This is a genomic window from Sphingobacterium sp. UBA5670 (assembly GCF_002420705.1).
Lineage (GTDB): Bacteria > Bacteroidota > Bacteroidia > Sphingobacteriales > Sphingobacteriaceae > Sphingobacterium.
Map to the genome: position 1 here is coordinate 157,536 of NZ_DIIM01000001.1, position 19,007 is coordinate 176,542.

Genomic DNA, 19,007 nt, shown 5'->3' on the forward strand with positions numbered 1-19,007 from the left:
ATGTTATGGAAAAAAGACATTTTTTCATCAATATCAGAAAAAAGACTATAATCCGCCACACCGCAACGCTAATACCCTATTTTTACAATGCACAAAAAAGCCTCTCAAATTATAATTTGAGAGGCTTTTTCTGATGATAAAACAGCATATTATCTGTATCGCGTATTATCTATATAGGGAGTCTTCTATTGCATTCCACAATTGGATTCTTTTTTGGAGTGCAATTTTACTGATCTCTTTCATTTCAGTCCATTTAACTTCATCATCCTTCGCAAGATCTGTGATCATCTGCATCGCCAAAGGTCCATGCTCGTCACCATCCAAATCAATATGACGCTGGAAATAATAAATAAAGCTATCCAGATTTGCTGCTGGAAAATTTGTTTTTATTTCCTCCAAAATCGATGTAAACATTCCCGGAATAAGATCCTCACGTCCGAAAGTAAAGGCAGCAGCAATTTTATGCACTGCACCCTCAGCGATCACTTCGAATGTAAAGTTCAAAAAGTCCTTAATCCGTGCATCGAGGGTTGTCATTGCTATCGCGTCGAATATACTGCTCGAATTTTTAGCATTAACAATAAACTTATTGATCAAATGAAGATCGGCGCCCATAGCGTCCATGGCGTCCAGATACATCTCAAAATGACTCAAACGACGGCCATCAATATATTCATCCGACTCCTCAGCCAATACAATTTCATTAATCAGATAACGCGTTGAAGGGTGCTCACTCGCAAACCATGGCAGCGTGGTACAAGTTAATTTGATCTGCAATGCTTTTAACAGCGACATAAAATCCCAAACCGCATACACGTGGCCTTCCGTAAAGGCCCTTAGATTTTTGATCGTCGTGATTTTACGGTATAAAGGATGTTGCAATAATACCTCGCGTTCGTCGGCAATGTATTTATTAATTTCCGCAATTCTATTCATGCCGCAAAAGTATCGTCTTATCTTTATTAATTAAAGTATTTTAAATGAGATTACAGTACCATGATAAATTTCCCATCCAGCTATCCGCTTCATCACCAAAACACAGACAACAACCACTCCACTTTTGCTCTCGCTATTCCTGTTGTTTACACTCATTTCCCCTTAAAAACAAAAATATTTTTTATAATAAAAAATAATCTACTATATTTGTAGAGTATTCAGAATTGCATGATGCAATACCAACCGAGTGGAGTCACCGCGGTGGTAAATTAATACGGGTTTCGACCAAAATAAACGTTGAAGAACGATTATTTTCCCAAAAAGATCTGGATACAGTTTATGGTTTAATCCTTTAAATTTTTAAATTGTATGGCTACAACAACAAATCTTTACCAGCATTTACTGGAAAAATTCAGTTATTATTCGACCGATGAGCTGATACAGCTCAACAACGACACCATTTTGGGACAAGGATGGGGATCATCCAAAGCGACCTTTAGAACAGCTTTGATCAGTACGTTCTCCAAAAGAGGACTGGATCTTTCCAACATCATTTCCAAGGAAGATGGCTTTACCTCCGTAAAGTATGTCCCTGTACGCTTGGAACAGAATATTTTGATCCCTTTACAGTAATCGTTAACACCGCAAAAATAGCGCGCATCGAAAGGATTTCGTGCGCGCTGCTGTTGTTGGTTTAGGAAATTGCCGATCAGAAGAAGGCAATAGTCTTGTTATTTATAGTTCGGATTCTGCACCAGTACCCCCGCGCTCTTCTCAATCTCAGTCTGCGGCAATGGCCAGCGATAGAATTTGTCTTCGAAATGATAAGGCACCTTACTATCTTTCACCTTATTAAGCACCTCGCCGGCAATATGCCAACGGATTAAGTCATAATGACGTAATCCTTCGAACGCCAATTCCACGCGTCTTTCATGGCGTATCCGCTCGCGCATTTTTTCCTTGGTATAGCCGACAGGAAACGCAGGCATCTGAACACGATCACGTAATGTTTTCATCGCAGCATAAACAGACGGATCTGGACCGGCTATTTCATTCTGTGCCTCAGCATACATCAACAGAACTTCTCCCAGCCTAAGTATAACTGCGTCTTGCTGGCTCAATGTTGAAAAACCAAAAGGTAAGTTGGCCGGATCAAGAAACTTCAATACACCATATCCGGTTGGCCTTGGGTTAGAAGGCGTATGTATCTTGCCGCCGCCGAAATCGGGATGATCCACAAAAATTGTTTTACTCAACCGCGGATCTCGATCTTTAAAAGGATTTGCAAGATCAGTATACGGCGACTCTCCAAAGGGCAATCCATCCTTACATTCGTAAGCATCCACCAAATTCTGTAAGGGTGAAGCCGCAATCCAATCGCCCAAATACATATCCCAAGGAGCTGTATTATTGGGAGCAAGGAAATTGACCGAAAAAATAATCTCCGTATTATTCTTCTGCGTAGCATCACGGAAAACATTTTCAAAACTTGTGCTCAAGGTGTATTCCTTCATGACCTCTGCACACAAATCCTTCACTTCTTTCAATATGGCCAAATCTGGCACACCATTGTTTCCATAGGCAGCAAACGTAAGCACGCGAGCTTTCAAAGCTTTTGCTGAACTGGCAGTTGCATGCCCGCCGTTATTGAAATAAGGTTTGGATTCTAAATTTGCGATCCCAAAATCGAGATCTGCCCTGATTTGTTTCAAAATATTTTCGGCACTTTCTTTAGGCTGGCGCTGATTCTCCAAATTCAATGAAACCAATACAAGCGGCACTTCGCCATAGATACTGTATAATTGAAAATAAACAAAGGCACGTATAAATCGAGCTTCAGCTTCCATTTTCTTCTTTTCCGCATCGTTTAGGTCGGCTCCCGCATAACTCTGCAATTTCTCGATCAAACGATTTGCTCTGCCTATTGCTACGTAAGCATCATTATAGATCCCCGTTTCATATCCGCCAGTCGTCGGATTTAAATTGCCGCCAACGATTTCATTCACACTTCCCGAATTGAACTGATTATAACCATTATCAGTCAGACAGTCCCTAAAAGGCATGCCATAGGAGAAAGTTTCACTTTGTAACGAAGCATAGACGCCAGCTAGTGCGTTTTCAAAATCAGATTTTTTACTAAAATAATTGTCGGAGGCAATCTGATCCAATGGATTCAAGTCCAACGCACTATTGCAAGCTCCAAAAGATAGGCTTGAAATAACCAAAGCTGTTAAAAATTTCTTTTTCATACATTAAAAATTAACTTGTAGGCCGAATGAATAGATTTTGTTTTGCGGATATTGCACCAAATCTCCGCTTCCATAACGTTCAGGGTCAAGTCCTTTGAATTTGGTTGACGTCAAGAGATTGTCTCCTGAAAAATAGATGCGCAATCGGTCAATTTTGTATTTTTTCAATAGGCCCTCAGGTAAGGTATACCCCAGTACAAAATTTTTCAACCTAAAGTAAGAGGCATTTTGCAAGAAGTAACTGGATGCACGGCTAAATTTTTCGGGTGCACTCCATCCCCAGTAAATGCGAGGCATTGTTGTCGATGGATTTTCAGGAGTCCAGCGGTCCAGCCAATCCTTGGTTGGCGGACTGCCCTGCACAAAAGGCGTGACTCCCCATCCAGATACATAAGATTTTACGCCATAAACTCCTTGCAGCATTGCTGAAACATCAAAGCCCTTAAAACTAGCACTCAAATTAAAACTATAATTCAATTTCGGATCAACACCACCAATAATTGTGCGGTCATTTGCATCAATCTTTCCATCGCCATTGACGTCCCTATATTTAAGATCACCGGCTAATGTATTGTCATTGAACTGTTTTGGCGAACTAGCAACTTCTTGATCAGACTGGAATATGCCAATGACCTCGTAGGTATAAAAACTATCCATTGCATAACCATTCTTCTTAATGGTATAACCGCCGATTTCGGGTTCTCCAAACTTCACCAGCCTGTTTTTGAAACGGTCAAAGTTTGCTCCCAGCTGATATTGTAAGCCGTCCAATCCACCGCCCGTAATTTTGTTGTGATAAGTGATCCCCAATTCAACACCTTTATTTTCAACAATTCCGTCATTGATATTGGGAGCTCCCAGTCCGACAATGGCTGTAATTTGAGAAGGACGCAGGATGTCAGTTGTACGTTTTTTGTACCAGTCAAAAGTAAAATCTAGGTTTTTAAATAAACTCAAATCTATACCGACATCCGTCATCGTCGTTGTCTCCCATTTAATCAATGGATTGGTTAGCCGCTGCTGAGCGACACCAGATTGAAGCGTATTATTGTCAAATGAATAATTGCCTGTCAAACCCAAAACCGGCTGATAAGGATAATTTAAGGAATAACCATTCACATCGACCACATTCTGATTTCCTAATTGCCCCCAGGATCCACGGATCTTCAAATTATCCAACCAACCGGAAGCGAATTCCTTGACAAAGGATTCTTCAGATACACGCCAGCCGGCAGAGAAAGAAGGAAACGCTGCCCAACGATTTTTACCGTAAAACTTGGAACTACCGTCGTAACGCATATTGGCTTCCAAGAGGTATTTCCCTTGGTAATCATAGTTCAATCGGCCGAAATAAGAGATCAGTGCCCATTGGTTGGCTGTTCCGTTTGCCCGTTGAATATCCGATCCCCCTGCATTTAATTCTGTTAGCGTATCGTCGACAAAATTCTGTCTAAAGCCCTGGAGGTAGGTATACTTACTTTTTTCAATGCTATAACCTGCCTGAGCTTTTAAATGATGATCTCCAAAAGCGCGGTCATAATTCAAATAGGTAAACAAACTGGTATAGATTGTTTGCTGATCTTGATCTGTGAGTCCTTTACCAAGATCCAACACTGTTCCAAGCGTCCCTGAATGGTAGTAATATTCATCCAAGGTCGATTTATAATCCTTGTACTTGTCCATATTGAAATTATAAGCACCTTTGGTATACCACGAGAGACCTTTAAACAGCTGAACCTCCATCCAGGCCTGTAAATTAGCCGCATAATCGTCGGTATTGTACGTAAATTTCCGATCCAATACGGCCATTGGGTTTTTATTATTGTATTCCCAATCGTAAGCTTTGTAGGTATACCGCCCACTTCCATCCGGTAAAAATGGCCCATAGGTTGGCGCCTGTGACATTGCCGACAGGAATAAGTCTTTGGATCCGCCGGGAATAGATTCGGTATGACCGGTTTTGAGCAAGATATTTGTTCCAAACTTTATCCCTTCTGTTACCTTGGTCGTCAAGTTGACACGCGCCGAATAACGATCATAATTAAAACCTTTGATCATGCCATTCTGGTTCACGTACCCGAGTCCGATATTAAATGTCGTCCTTTCGTTCCCGCCCTGAATTCCTAAATTGTGATTATACGTTGGTTTTGTCTGAAATATAAGCCCCAACCAGTCCGTATTTGGGTATTTTATTCGATCGCTACTATTTCTATAGGTATCAATGATATCGGTAGGATATAGGCCGTCGTTAAGATTTGAATTCTTTCGCGCTTCATTATAGAGTTCCATGTACTGTGCGGAATTGGTGATCAGGTCGAACATTTTTGTCGGTTTGTAGATTCCCACGTTACCGTCATACTGCACCGTTGTCTTGCCCGATTTCCCTTGTTTTGTGGTGATTAAAATCACACCATTTGCTGCACGTGACCCATAAATTGCTGCAGACGCGGCATCCTTAAGCACACTCACATTTTCGATGTCGTTGGGGTTGACATCCGAAAATTTACCTTGAACGCCGTCGATCAGCACCAATGGGTCCGATCCGGCACCACTAAAAGTGCCCTTACCCCGAATACGGATAGATACGCCTTCATTGCCGGGTTCACCCGACCCCTGATTGACTTGAACCCCTGGGATTGCCCCTTGCAGCATAGCTGCCGGATTTACTACCGGCCGTTTAACCATATCTTTACCACTAACCGTCGCTACCGCACCGGTTAGATTTACTTTCTTTTGTGTACCGTAACCGACCACAACGACTTCCTCCAAACTTGAAGACGAGTTATTGAGTACAACATTCAATTGTTGGTCGTTACCATTGAAAACGATTTCCCTGGTTTCAAAACCCACAGATGAAAATATGAGTACAGTTCCGACATCGACGGACTTGAACTCATAATCGCCCAATCCATTTGTTCTTGTTTCTGCAGCGGAATTTTTAACTCTTACCGTAACCCCTTCTAGCGGTTTCCCATCAGTATCCCTTACCTTTCCTTTCACAGCACGCTGGAGCGTCCCCAATTCATTATATGCACCATGCGGTAAACTCTCCAATGATCGACCAGCTGTTGTCCATAACGATTTTGCAGACACCGCAGCCGGTATCGCAATCGAAAGACAAAGTGCCATCATACTGACCTCTGGAACAAATGGCACCCGTTTTTCGGGCCATTGTCTTGTCTTTTTTGTTTTCATTGTTTACTGTAGTTATTTATAAAATATTTCTTGATTGATATTTTAGGGACAAAAAGATCCCTCATCATGCAAAAAATTGCATAATCATAATTCGTTTAGACGTGATATTTTCTAATTACTTCTTACTTGTTCGATAGGCTATCTAATTATTTTTCATCAGCAGGATGATTTACATCGATTATTTATCCCACTGATCGGTACGGAACGGAGAGGCAGGCAATGCGGCATCGTTATAGAGCACCAGATCAGGATTGTCAGCCCATCCGTAGCGCACGGCGACGGGCCGGTCCACCTCTTTGGCCGATAGGATAATTTTATTTCCTTCTTTGCGCGCCTGAGCTGGATAAAAATGTTGATCGCTGCCCGCAATGGTAAATCCACCAATCTTACGATCGGAAGTTTTCAGGACGAGCTCCTTTCCCATGGGCTTAAAGCTGAGCTGGGCTTCTTTTCCCTTAATTACCCAACGGTCTAGCTGAGGACCGCTAAAGGAATTTTTCTGTCCATACAAGTCATGGGCTGCTATCCAAGCTAAGCGCTTTCCGACATCTTGCTTATTTTTAGGATGTATATCTTTGCTGTCGCCGATATCGGCAATAACGGCCATTCCCGTGTTGGGCAACCGCAATGTCTGACGCTGTGCCTCCCGCAACATCGCCCATGACGAAGGCTGCGCTGTCGGCTGTTTCTCTTTGAAATTGGCCAGCTGAACAAAATAAAAGGGCATCCTGTCATTACGCCATTGCTGTCTCCAATCCTTAATCAAGGCCGGCAGTAAGTCGATATAAGGCGCGTCTTTTGAATCCGCATTACTCTCGCCCTGATACCAGATCGCTCCCTTTATTTTAAAATCAACAAATGGCTGCACCATCGCATTATACAATACGGTCGGTCTATTGGGGCCTTCCATGAGATTAGGTTTGACTGGCAGCTTCCCTAAATCATACCCTATTTTGCACTTCCAGTCTCCGGCCAATGAAATCACCTCGCCATTGGGACCTTCCAGTCGGGGCTGTTCTTTACCGCCATATATTCCACCGTCTCCTGCACCGTCAAATACCCGCACCGCAATACGGAGTACAGTTTGATCATTTGTCGCTGCCGGTATGGTATAATTTCGGATCTGATCATAACCATTCGTCTCCCCTACTTTATCACCGTTGACATACGTGATGTCATTATCGTCAATAGCACCCAAAATCAGCTTGATCGGTTTTCCAAGCCAATGCGCCGGAAGATTGACATCTTTACCAAAATAGACTACGCCATCCATTCTAGGAAATAAGTTCTGGTCAAAAAAACTGGGAATTACAATATTGCTCCAGGCGCTTTTGTCCACCTTGGTCGCATACCATTCGCCCTTGTTTTCAATCTTCACCTGATCCTGCTTGTCGGCCATATCATTCCATTCCGCAATTTCGCGATTATAGATTTGCTGGGCATCGGGGCGCTGAATTTTCTCGATAATATTTGTATATATGGAAAAAGGGGCTAGTGCCTGCCTGCTCATCCAGGCTTCTATAATCGTTCCGCCCCAGGAGGAATGGATCAAACCGATTGGAATCCCGGTTTTCTCGTAGAGTTCACGTGCAAAAAAATAAGCCGTAGCCGAAAATTCCGCAATGTGCGCCGGTGTTACGGAATTCCAGCCCCCCGATTCTACCTTCACCTCTTCAGTAGGCATATTGGCTGTCGCCTTTGGAATTTGCAGCAAACGAATATTGGGGTAATTAGCGGCATTTATTTCTTCCTGAAAGTTATTGATCTTTCCCCAGCCCGCCAAAGGCATTTCCATATTGGACTGCCCCGAGCAAAACCATACTTCGCCGATAAGAATATTATTGAGGGTCAATTGATCACCGTCGTTGATTGTCATTTGATAAGGACCGCCATAATGCGGTGTTTCAATAGACAGCTCCCATTTTCCATTTTGATCGACCTTGGTCTGATATTGTTTCTTATTCCAGCTGACGGTCAGCTGTAGCTCTTTAGCCAGAGCGGTGCTGGTTCCCCATATCTTCACCTTTTCTTTTTGCTGAAGAACCATATTGTCTCCAATAAAAGCGGGTAACTGCACTTTGGCTTGGACAATCGATTGGCCCCCAACCACCCCAAGCAGCAGGGCCAATAAGATTCGTTTACACTGTTTAGATTTTATCATCATAATTTTTTGGGGCTCTTGCCCATTTGGTTTATGTGTTGTCTGCAATCCTAGCTCAAGGAATCCAAGAGCTAGGATTGGAATTTTAGACTGCTAAAAGGCACTAATTTTAAGAATGACACTCGGGCGGTTGCTATTCAAATCTGGATTTAGCCCTATTTTCATCAAATAATCGCCCGAATAGACCTGCCCTTGATTTAAGCTCGATTTGCTACCCGGATATATGTTTATCTCCTCTACCTGATATTTTTTCTGAGGATCAAGCCCCTTCAGCCGCATAGGGTCGGTTGTTCCGGCACCATAGCGATTATTGATGAGATAATTAAAAACTATCGCTTCAGTCTTTTGGTCATTGACATAACTTACTGCGGCAAAATCTCCTTCTCTCGGATCAGCCAGACGGTACTGGTCACCATGCCAGATCGTGCCCTTGATCGCATCATAATTTTTCACCGCTTGCTGGCCGAACAGCAAATCCTGTTCTTTCAGATGACTCACAACAATATCAAATCCCAGCTTGCCCATCATAGCCACGTCGGTCCGGAATTTGAGCGATTGTTTACCCCAGTCCGTCACGTGGTTTGCCGTACTTATCGCCGGAAAGAAATAGGAATATTCATATTGCATAAATATGCGTTCCAATGGATCAGTATTATCGGATGGCCAAAATTCCGTAAAATACCGAAGTGCCGCATAGTCCACACGGCCACCTCCGCCTGAACATAACATCATCGGCACTTTCGGATATTTCGAACGTATGCGTTCAAGGACCTTATACAGTCCCTCCACATAAGAGATATAGAATGCCCCCTGATCCTTTAAAAATGCCGAATGGGCATTGTAGATAACCGCATTACAATCCCACTTAATATAAGCCAATGCTGGATTTTTGGTAAAGAGTTCATCCAATATATTGACAACAAAATCCTGTACTTTAGGATTTGTCAGATCCAGGATCAGCTGATTTCGAAAGTAGTGTTCTGCTCGCTGCGGCTGTTTGACGACCCAATCGGGATGCTTCTCATAGAGCTCAGATTTGGGACTTACCATTTCTGGTTCCACCCAAATACCAAATTTCACCCCTTGTTTCGTTGCTTCTTCAACAAGTGTTGCAATACCATTGGGTAATTTCTTGCGGTTAGGCTCCCAGTCGCCCAGACTTGAATGGTCACTGTTGCGTGGATACTTGTTGCCAAACCAGCCATCATCCAATAAAAAAAGGTCAACTCCGAGTTTTTTGGTATCCTGCAGCAGCCCTTTCAGCTTTTGTTCGTTAAAATCAAAATACGTTGCCTCCCAGTTATTGAGCAGAGTCAAACGGTCGCCATTGCCATCGAGCAACTGATACCGTCGCGCCCAATTATGTAAATTACGGGAAGCTGTCCCCTTTCCCTTGGTCGATAGTGTATAAATCAGCTTGGGGGTCGTAAACTCCTGATTGCTGGCTAATTTTACGTGCGAAGCATAATTATTAATTCCAGCTATGATACGCAGGTTATTCAAATAATCTACCTCAAAATCAATCTTAAAATTTCCGCTATAGCCCAGACTCGCCATCAATACCGTACCTTCATCCTCCGATGCTGCTTTCCCCAAAGACACCATAAAAGAGGGCGGCTGAAATAAATTCGCCCGTGTTCCGAGTTTGCTATCCAGAACTTTTATGCCGTGTGTCAACGGTGTTTCCTCCACCTGCATCTCTTTGGCCCAATCGCCATGATATTGACGCAGCCAATAAGAACTGGAGCGAAGGGTTAAATTGGCAGAAGCAAATTTCTCTACCGTAACCTCTTTCTTTTCTTTATTTTGGATGGTTGCCCACTGTTCAATGATATCTTCATTCGAAAAAGATTTATAGTGCAGTACGACAGTAATAGCATACACAGGATCCTTTAATGTGACATCCAGCTGCTTGACATTTCCATCTAGATTTTTAAGTTCATGCTTTTCGTAGCGCAGATCCAATGACCTATTGCCGTCGCCATGCACAATGCTGATAGCCGGCTCGAGCAGGTTTTTTGATCCCGATGCTGTATAGGCCGCATTGGACAATCCGCTATAGTCTGTCAATTGCTTGTATCCACTTGTAAGGGCATTGTATTCTTTTGCATCGTTCAGCTTTTCGCCATAGTAAAGCATCTTAAGTGTCTTTGTGGAATCATATTCCAACACTAGCGCATTTGATCTGGTTTCAATGGGAATTTGCTGAGACTGCGCCTGAGCATCTAAATGGACAAGGCCCTGAGCCATCAACAGTCCGAGTACAACATGTTTAAAATGATGAGTTGGCATAATAATAAATAGATTTAGGGTTTCTTAACGATCTTGATTATTTTATTTGCTTTTAATCGGAGTTGATAGAGGTACTTTCCATTGATCTCCTGTTTAATATCCAAGCCGGACAATACATTTGGGCTCAGTAGCTCTATCGTCTGTTCCAGCGGAGAAGAGAGCTGAAGCTGCTCAATTTGTTTATTTTTCCACTTCATTTCTGCGATAAGGATATTTCCGCGTGCTTTTAATCCTTTCACACGACCATCGCTCCAGTTGTCTGGCAATGCAGGCAGCAATTCCAATATGTCGGTTTGGGACTGCAGCAGCATTTCGCTCAATGCGGCAACATAACCCAAGTTTCCATCAATCTGAAACGGCGGATGTGCACATAAAAGATTTGCGTATACACCACCACCGTTATTATAGTCTATACCGTCCCCGCCCACAAGATTGATAAAATTATTCAGGATTTTGTAGGCATGGTTTCCATCCTGGAGCCGGGCCCAGAAGGCAACCTTCCAAGCCATGGACCAACCTGTAGATTCGTCGCCACGGGCGGTGAGGGTAACTCGTGCAGCTCTGGCCAGTTCCGGTGTCTTTAAAACAGAGAATTGGTTACCGGGGTACAGACCAAACAGATGCGAGACATGGCGGTGCTTGTCCTGTGGATCATCACGATCCGTTTCCCACTCCTGCAGCTGTCCCCATTTACCGATCTTGGGTTTGAGCAGCGCATCGCGAAGTGTCGTGATATGCTTACGGTAATTGTCGTCCAACTTCAGAATTGTGCTCGCCTGGATGTAGTTGCTAAAAAGATCGTAAATAATCTGATGGTCATAGCTTACGGCATCCTCTGTCGGGCCATGTTCGGGCGACCAGCCCTTTGGCGCCACCACAGTTCCGTCTGCTCTTCGAACCAGACGATCATCCCAAAACTCACTTATTTCTTTTAAAATCGGATACGCAAATTCGCGTAGGTATTTATCGTCCTTGTTAAAGGCATAATGCTCCCAGAGCGCCTGTGCATACCAGGCACTTCCCGGGGTATTCCAAAGGAAGCTCTCCCCACCGAAGATATTATTTTCGGTCTTGACGGTCCAGCCCCTCACGCCGGGAAATTCCTTTTGTGTATTTATTTTCTTTACCGCGCGCATGCTGTTGATATAATCGAGATAAGGCCAGGCCGATTCATGCAGATTAGCGACTTCTGCAGGCCAATAGTTCATCTGTACATTAATATTGGAATGGTAATCTGAGCGCCAAGGAGGATTGTTACTGTTGTTCCAGAGTCCCTGTAGATTTGCAGGCAAACCGCCTTTCCGTGAGGAAGTGATCAGCAGATAACGTCCATATTGGTATGCCAATGCTTCCAAAGCCGGGATCGGCTGTTTTTTATACGCTTCCAACAGCGCTTTTGTTGTTTGCTTGGCGTCCAGCTGGCTATGGTCGAGATCAAGCTCAACGCGGTTGAACAGCGCTGTATAATCTGCAACGTGCCGTGCCAGGAGCTTATTTACGCCATATTTTTCCGCTTGCTGCAGATAACGTTCATTGACCTTCATCGGTTCTTCGGCCGACTTCCATTTGGTCGCCCGTGTATTGGCGTAATCTGTTGCGGCACTCAGCAGCAGAACAATCCGATCGGCAGATTTTACGGTAAGCACAGCCTGTCCTTTTTTATCTGTCGTTTTGGAAAGTGAACCACCGACGACCTGCACGCGTACCTGTGCGGCATACCGCATACCATTGTCGAGCGTTCCCTGAAACCACAGGTGACCATCTTCTGCCTGCACCGCCTGCCCATGTGCATCCTGAAGTGCAATCTGGGCATTGAGTTTCCCTTTTTTACTGTTTGTATACTCAAATACCATAACCTGATCGGGCTGACTGGCAAAATAGCGGCGCTTTAGTGCCTGCCCATTTTGCTGAAAATCGATCTCGTGAAGCCCTTTATCTAAATTTAATTTGCGGCTGTAAGATGAAAATGATTGATTCTTTTGCTGATCGAACTGAACAAACAGATCGCCGAAGGCTTGGTAAGCACCAGTTTCCTGTTCATCACCTGTCCATAGGCTATTTTCATTAAATTGAATATGTTCTTGCTGTACATCGCCAAAGATCATGGCTCCTATTCGTCCATTTCCGATCGGATAAGCCTCGGTCATCCAATCTTTGGCAGGTCGATCATCCCAGAGATAATAACGCTGGGCATAGGCGGAACCAAAACAAATAATCAAGAGTGTTAAGAGAACGTATTTCATTTTTGTGTGCATCAACATAGCGGTTTATACAATTTTATTGAGCAATGCCCAAGGGTGAAAAAACAAGATATATGACAATCATCAGGACAATCAAAATTGCGCCCACACCATAGCGACCTTTCCAATAAGCTTCTTTATCCTGGCCCGAAAACTCAAATTGATACTGCGATAGATAATTTGGCTGACTCAGTTTACTTCCCCCCCAGATGACCAGGGCCACAGCAATAAACAACAGCGCGAACAGGTGTAGATAGTGTAGTTCTGTTTTCCAGACAAACACCAGAAAAAAATAACTGAACATGTACAAAAACAGTCCAATCTGTGCCATGCGTGGTGTCACACGGCGGGATAAAATCCCCAAGATCATAATGGTGAAAATGGGCATATTAAACAATCCAGATACGGTCTGCAAATAGGTATAAAATCCATCATGGGCAAAAAGGATAAAAGGAGCAATAAACATCGCTGAAACTGAAATAATCAGCTCGAACAATTTTCCTTTTCGCACCAGTTCCTTTTCACTATGTGGCCTTTTCTTATAGACCAGATAAGGTTTGTAAATATTAAATATAAATAAGCTACCACAGCTTTGCAGCCCTGCAGTGTACGTTGTCATCGCTGCACCAAAGACCAGGGCCAAGGAAAAACCGATCAGGATATCGGGAAAAATTAAAACAATAAGCTTCGGGAAAACAGAAGCCGTAGGCTGAACATGCGGCAGTAAATGCACAGCCAAAAGTCCAGGTAGATTGATTAATAGCGGCATCAACAATTTACCGCCAGCAGCCAGGGTCATCCCCTTTTGGGCCTCCTTTAAATTACGGGCACTCAAAGCCTGCTGTGCAATATAGGGTTCCATCCCCCAGTAATAGAAATTGATCAGCAGCATGCCTGTAAATAAGGTCGAAAATGGCACCGCATCATGTTTTCCGCCAACGGCGTTGAGGTGCTCTTTTTTTTCATGCAGTAACTGCGTCAGGCCAGACCATACATCCCCAGCACCAAGATGCCAGAGCGCAAAGACAGGAATGAGCACAGCAAGTAAAAACAGACATAAGCCTAAGCTTAAATCAGATAAGGAGATTAGTTTGAGCCCACCTAAAATACTGTACAAACTACCGATCACACCTAGGGCCCATACCAGTAGCCAGATGCTCTGCCAATACGTAATATGCAATAAGCCCGGGACATCAAACATAGTCGCAAGGCTCAGTGCTCCACCATATAATACCGGAGGCAACAAATTGACAATATAGCCTATCAAAATGAGGACTGAGACCAGCATTTTTGTTTTAGCGTCAAATCGCAAAGCCAAAAAATCCGGGACCGTCCGAAAACCATGCTTAAAATAAATAGGCAACAGAAACTCCGATACCAAAAGCATGGCCACAACCGAACTAACGCCCCAGCCGATAACTGAAAGATTATTGATATACACCGATTCGTTTTCGCCTATAAACTGGTTGGCGCTCAAGTTTGTCAAGAGCAAGGCCGACCCCACCATCCAGAAACTATTGCTTTTTCCTGCCAGAAAGAAACCGTTGAGCGTGGACGAATAAGTGGTCTTAAATTTCCATAAGGACCATAATGCAACCAAGCCGGTAAAGAGACAAAAGCTAAAAACTATCATCGTAAAACTTTTCTTTTTTTTTATACAGAATTACGGTCTGCCAAGGTCGTTGGCACTACTTCCTTGATCAATGTTCTTTCCAGCACAAACTTGGCTGCTTGCGATCCGATACGTGCAAAACTTGTCGAAAAGGTGGTAATACCGCCGCTGATAATCTCTTTAATGACATCATCATTATGGGATAAAATCCCCAGATCCTCGCCCAAGGTCCAGCCCTTTTGCAGCACCTCTTTTAACATCTGATAGAGCTCCGGATTATGTATGGTAAAATACAGTTTTCCCTTTTTTAGGTCGCCCACATGGTATTGCTTTTCGATACGTCCCTTTATCTTATAGTCTTTCAGAAAGCGTAAGAAAGCATTTTTGATTTCATTGGGTTCGGCAGTATTTTCCCTAAAATAGAAGATCACTTCTTTATACTTTTTGATCTTTGGTTGTAGTTGCTGGAATACAGCATAGGTGGCTGCTTCAAATTCCTGAGAAACATAAGAATATTCCGCACCCAGATCCATCAGCCGATCGATAATCAATAGTTTTGATACCGGAATATTGCGCAACAAACGCTCAGAATCGGCATTTTCTATCGGTGCGACAATATATACCGTATAACGGCCTTGAATACGGTTAAAGATATCCTCAAAGGTTTCCATATTGTTGTGATGGAAAAAAAGATCGACCGTCACTTCCTCCGGAAGATTGGCCCGCAATTCGGATACTAAGGTATCCTGAAAAGTATCGTAAGCATATAACAACACGGCAACTTTCTGTTTCAACTGCGTGTTGTTGCTGACTACAAAATATCCTTTTCTATTTTTGGATTCCACCACGCCATGAGCAATCAGGTCACGGTAAGCTTTGGCAAAGGTTTCCCGAGCATAGCCGAGGTATTCAATCAGGTTATTGACGGATGGCAAACTGGAATGTACCTCCAATTCATTGGCATCAATGGCATCCAATACGCCCTGCACAATACATTCATGTTTCGAAAGCCCATTTAAAGCTTCCAATCGTTTGATCCGATCGATCAACGCCTTAAACTGTTCTTCTTTGGTTATCTTCATATAATATTATTAACTAAAGAGCAATCTTAAGCAATTTTGCTCCTGCTTGCTCAAAGGCAATGGGATTTTTAGCAGTAAATTCCTGCGCTGTTTTTTCAAACAGTTCCACCGCCTTATAGGTTGTATTTGGCTCCAGGCCAATCTGTTTAAAATCTATGTTTATTGCTGCCGGGGCTGTATTGTAATTAAATACGGCCACATACAGCGTTGTTCCAATCTTTTTGTAATAATACGTATTTGCTGCTTTTCCTTCTACAAATCCTGCCGGACGGAAACTTTTACCATCGGCTATAATTTTTAGAATTTCGGGATCCTGCAGATATTGATTTATCTTAGGCTGCCAGTTTTCTTTCTTGGAGAGGTCGTCGCCAAGGATAATGGTTCCCGTTACCACACCTGAAAGCAATCTTGCCTTATTGACTTCAGGGCTTTCATCATGAAAGACCAGATGGTCGGCATCGATAAAATCGTAGAGATAAGTCTGCCACCAGCCGTAGCTGACACTGTTGAGTGTATATTGGGTTTGATCGATGGTTTTCCAGGCGTCGCAGGCTATTCTACGCATGTGTGCGAATTGTGCTGTCGCCAGGGACGGCGAAATCGCTGCATAAATCAACATTTTCCCCTGCAGAACATCGACAAGATGCTTCATGCCTACCGCATAAGCTTGCATACCCGTTTGAATTTTCTTATCGTAAAAACCAGTGGATTCGATTGCTGCGTGAGAAAGAAAGTCCACTTTGATCATTCGGAAGCCGCAGTCGACCAATTTGCCCAGGATCACATCCATACGGGCCAACGTACCGGGATGTGTCGGGTCAAGAGCCCGACCACCATCTAAATTATGGTAGCCTTTCTGGGTTTTGGTCCAAAGCTGCCCAAAGGTAAACTGGCTTCCCTCCGCCTTGCGATCAGGGCCACTTCCATGCCCCCAGTCCGTAAAAGGTGCCCAGTAGACGCCCGGTTTGAGTCCCAGGGAATCACAATAACGTACAAATTGTTTCAGCTGTGTATAGTCGCCCGACATTCCACCAGGAGTCATATTATCCCAAAAGGAATCCAAGTCTATAAATGCCTCACCATCAGCATTGCGGAAATAAGGAATATCCTTAGCAAAATACTGTGCAGTAGATGTTGCATTCTTAAAACTAAGTTTTTCCTGTATCACGCCCCAGCTGTTCCAGCCCACAGGAGTCGCTCCCTGCCAAGATTGTACATAGGGAGGCGATAGCTTCCGGTGGATTTTAGCATAGTTTTCGAGCCCAATGCGCCAATCCTTTTCGTAAGACACGAGGTATTTTGGCGAACGAATCACATCGCCCTTCACCGCCCCGTGCGCCATGGAATCACGTGTGATAGTTACATCTGTAAATCCGGCCTGTGCTGCCAGGTGGGTATATTGCCCCTGATCTCCGTTGATCGCAATACCCGATTTCCAAACGGATTGATCCAAAGAACCGATCAGCAAGCCTTTTCCGCTCTCCTTATCGTACACAACACCGACCTCGGCGCTGCGCTTACTATCCATTGCAAGGACATTGTTTTCATACGAAATAAACGTATCGTTATCAAAAGGAACGGCCAGCTGATACAAGGATTTCCCTAAGCCGGCAAATGAAGCATGAGACCAGATCGGCACGAGTTCATTACTGGACAGATTTTTGCCCTTTGCTTCCAGTTCAATAATGACCGCATCCATGTTGTCATAGAAATAAAAATGCTGCAGCAGTTCTATTCCCTGCTGGCTTTTAACTGAAACTGTATACCGTACACCGTTGCCTAGGTTATCCCGAATCGCCTGTTCGGTGATTTTACGGGATCCGGTGAGCTTATCTGTGCTGATCTTTTGTCCATTAGCAAGTGCCAAATAGGCACTTGCTTGTTGGATATAAGCGACTTGATCTTTACTTAGGGAATATGTTCCGGCCGCTTTGTTGTATGTTAATGTTATTCCATTTTTCCTGACCTGAAAAGGCTGCGCGGTCAACATGGAGGTACATAGTATAAAACATAGCGCGAAAATAACTGTCTTCATTCTGCTTGATATTATTGTAAATTGATTTGAAACGCGTTAATCTTCATATAATGGTCGGGTTGAAAATTGACCAGCATCCCCATATTGACGGTCACCTTTTCTTTAATTTCAAAATAAACACCATCTGATTTTACGTCAGCATGGGCCATTGCCTGTTGAATCTGCTCAAGATCTGGAATTCCACTGTTTGCTTTGCTGACAACCAGTTTTGCTGGCGGCTGATCATAATTTGTCCAGGATAAGTTACAAAAAAAACGATATTTACCTGGCAATAAGGTTACTTTTTGCTCTATTTTGCCATTGACAATAGCTGGAGCACCCCAGCCGGCTTCAATGTTAACCACTCCACCGTCATCCGAACCAAAGCCACCATAACCGTTGTGGTTTTTCATCGCTGCATTGGTGATCCAGTTGTCCAAAACTCCCCAGCGGTTGCCGTCATAGACCGTCGCTGTAAATGGCGTTTTGTAATTCTGGAGGTACCAAGGCGTAATATTATCTTTTTTTACAGCCAGTTTGGTCGATTTAACCATAAAGGTATCAATCGCTGAACTATCTGGTCTGAACACGGTACGATAGGAAACTTCGGCACCAGGGAGATAGCGTTGGAGACCAATCTTTTCATCCTGATTTTTAGTGCGCACGACGGTATCTGTGGTTCCACCATCCCAATTTTTATACGCGATACGCAATCCGTCAAAACCCATGGTTTCCGATACATTTTGCAGCCCCAGTTGCAACTGTTGACCAGCAATAAAATTCTGTTCGAGCACCACGCGCTGGTATAGCCCCTCGCGGTAGCGATCGCCATAGACATTTCCGACCAGGTAAGTCGGCACGGAAAAACGTCCTGCGGCGTCCACGCTACGGATCTCAAAATTTATGGGCCCTTCCGCCAGTTTATCAATTAAATAACGTACGGTATCCACCTTACCCGTCAGTTTGACCGGTATTTTTATCGAATCCTGCTTACTGTTCCAATAGATCCGTAGCTCAGACACACCCGAGGAAGCTCTATAGACGCCTTCTACTTGTATACGGTATTTTCCCGAACGAACTCTAATCGAGTCGAGCTTTGCCGGATAGATAATTGCTGTTCCGTCCGTATGCTCAGTAAACTCGTCCATTTTGGAACAAGCCGCCAACAGCGCCACGATAAACAAGGACAGCAATACGATATATCTTTTCATAACTTTGCTTTTTAA

General features: G+C 43.7%; 11 protein-coding genes and 1 riboswitch. Of the genes, 1 reads left to right on the forward strand and 10 read right to left on the reverse strand.

Features of this window, described 5'->3' with window-relative positions; translation table 11 throughout:
• Window positions 1-165: 165 nt before the first annotated feature.
• Window positions 166-936, reverse strand: coding sequence for a DUF3050 domain-containing protein (locus tag B3C94_RS00635; RefSeq protein WP_293897435.1), 771 nt, complete (start codon window positions 934-936; stop codon window positions 166-168).
• A 209-nt stretch (window positions 937-1,145) separates the two neighbouring features.
• Window positions 1,146-1,239, forward strand: a riboswitch (SAM-I-IV-variant riboswitch).
• Window positions 1,240-1,305: 66 nt separating this feature from the next.
• Here B3C94_RS00635 and B3C94_RS00640 point away from each other — a divergent pair.
• Window positions 1,306-1,569, forward strand: coding sequence for a 5-oxoprolinase (locus B3C94_RS00640; RefSeq protein WP_293897437.1), 264 nt, complete (start codon window positions 1,306-1,308; stop codon window positions 1,567-1,569).
• 98 nt (window positions 1,570-1,667) lie between these two features.
• Here the strand turns inward: B3C94_RS00640 and B3C94_RS00645 are convergent, their stop codons facing one another.
• The 9 genes from B3C94_RS00645 to B3C94_RS00685 all read right to left on the reverse strand — a co-directional run bounded on the left by B3C94_RS00645 (window position 1,668) and on the right by B3C94_RS00685 (window position 18,992).
• Window positions 1,668-3,185 (reverse strand): RagB/SusD family nutrient uptake outer membrane protein, encoded by a 1,518-nt coding sequence (locus B3C94_RS00645; protein ID WP_293897439.1) that lies wholly within the window; start codon window positions 3,183-3,185, stop codon window positions 1,668-1,670.
• Between the two features lie 3 nt (window positions 3,186-3,188).
• Window positions 3,189-6,380, reverse strand: coding sequence for a SusC/RagA family TonB-linked outer membrane protein (locus B3C94_RS00650; protein WP_293897441.1), 3,192 nt, complete (start codon window positions 6,378-6,380; stop codon window positions 3,189-3,191).
• A gap of 178 nt (window positions 6,381-6,558) precedes the next feature.
• A complete protein-coding gene (locus tag B3C94_RS00655) occupies window positions 6,559-8,544 on the reverse strand; it encodes a sialate O-acetylesterase (RefSeq protein WP_293897443.1) in 1,986 nt (661 codons plus the stop codon).
• Window positions 8,545-8,634: 90 nt separating this feature from the next.
• Window positions 8,635-10,833, reverse strand: coding sequence for an alpha-galactosidase (locus B3C94_RS00660; protein ID WP_293897445.1), 2,199 nt, complete (start codon window positions 10,831-10,833; stop codon window positions 8,635-8,637).
• 14 nt (window positions 10,834-10,847) lie between these two features.
• Window positions 10,848-13,076: a glycoside hydrolase family 95 protein gene (locus B3C94_RS00665; RefSeq protein WP_293897447.1), complete on the reverse strand. Its 2,229-nt coding sequence runs from the start codon at window positions 13,074-13,076 to the stop codon at window positions 10,848-10,850.
• Window positions 13,077-13,110: 34 nt separating this feature from the next.
• Window positions 13,111-14,706, reverse strand: coding sequence for a solute:sodium symporter family transporter (locus tag B3C94_RS00670; RefSeq protein WP_293897449.1), 1,596 nt, complete (start codon window positions 14,704-14,706; stop codon window positions 13,111-13,113).
• A 20-nt stretch (window positions 14,707-14,726) separates the two neighbouring features.
• Window positions 14,727-15,767, reverse strand: a complete 1,041-nt coding sequence (locus B3C94_RS00675) for a GntR family transcriptional regulator (protein WP_293897451.1) — start codon at window positions 15,765-15,767, stop codon at window positions 14,727-14,729.
• A 13-nt stretch (window positions 15,768-15,780) separates the two neighbouring features.
• On the reverse strand, window positions 15,781-17,802 hold the full coding sequence (locus B3C94_RS00680; RefSeq protein WP_293897453.1) for an alpha-galactosidase: 2,022 nt from the start codon (window positions 17,800-17,802) through the stop codon (window positions 15,781-15,783).
• Window positions 17,803-17,813: 11 nt separating this feature from the next.
• Window positions 17,814-18,992 carry a DUF4998 domain-containing protein gene (locus B3C94_RS00685; RefSeq protein ID WP_293897455.1) on the reverse strand — a complete coding sequence of 393 codons (1,179 nt, stop codon included), beginning with the start codon at window positions 18,990-18,992 and terminating at the stop codon, window positions 17,814-17,816.
• Between the last annotated feature and the right edge of the window lie 15 nt (window positions 18,993-19,007).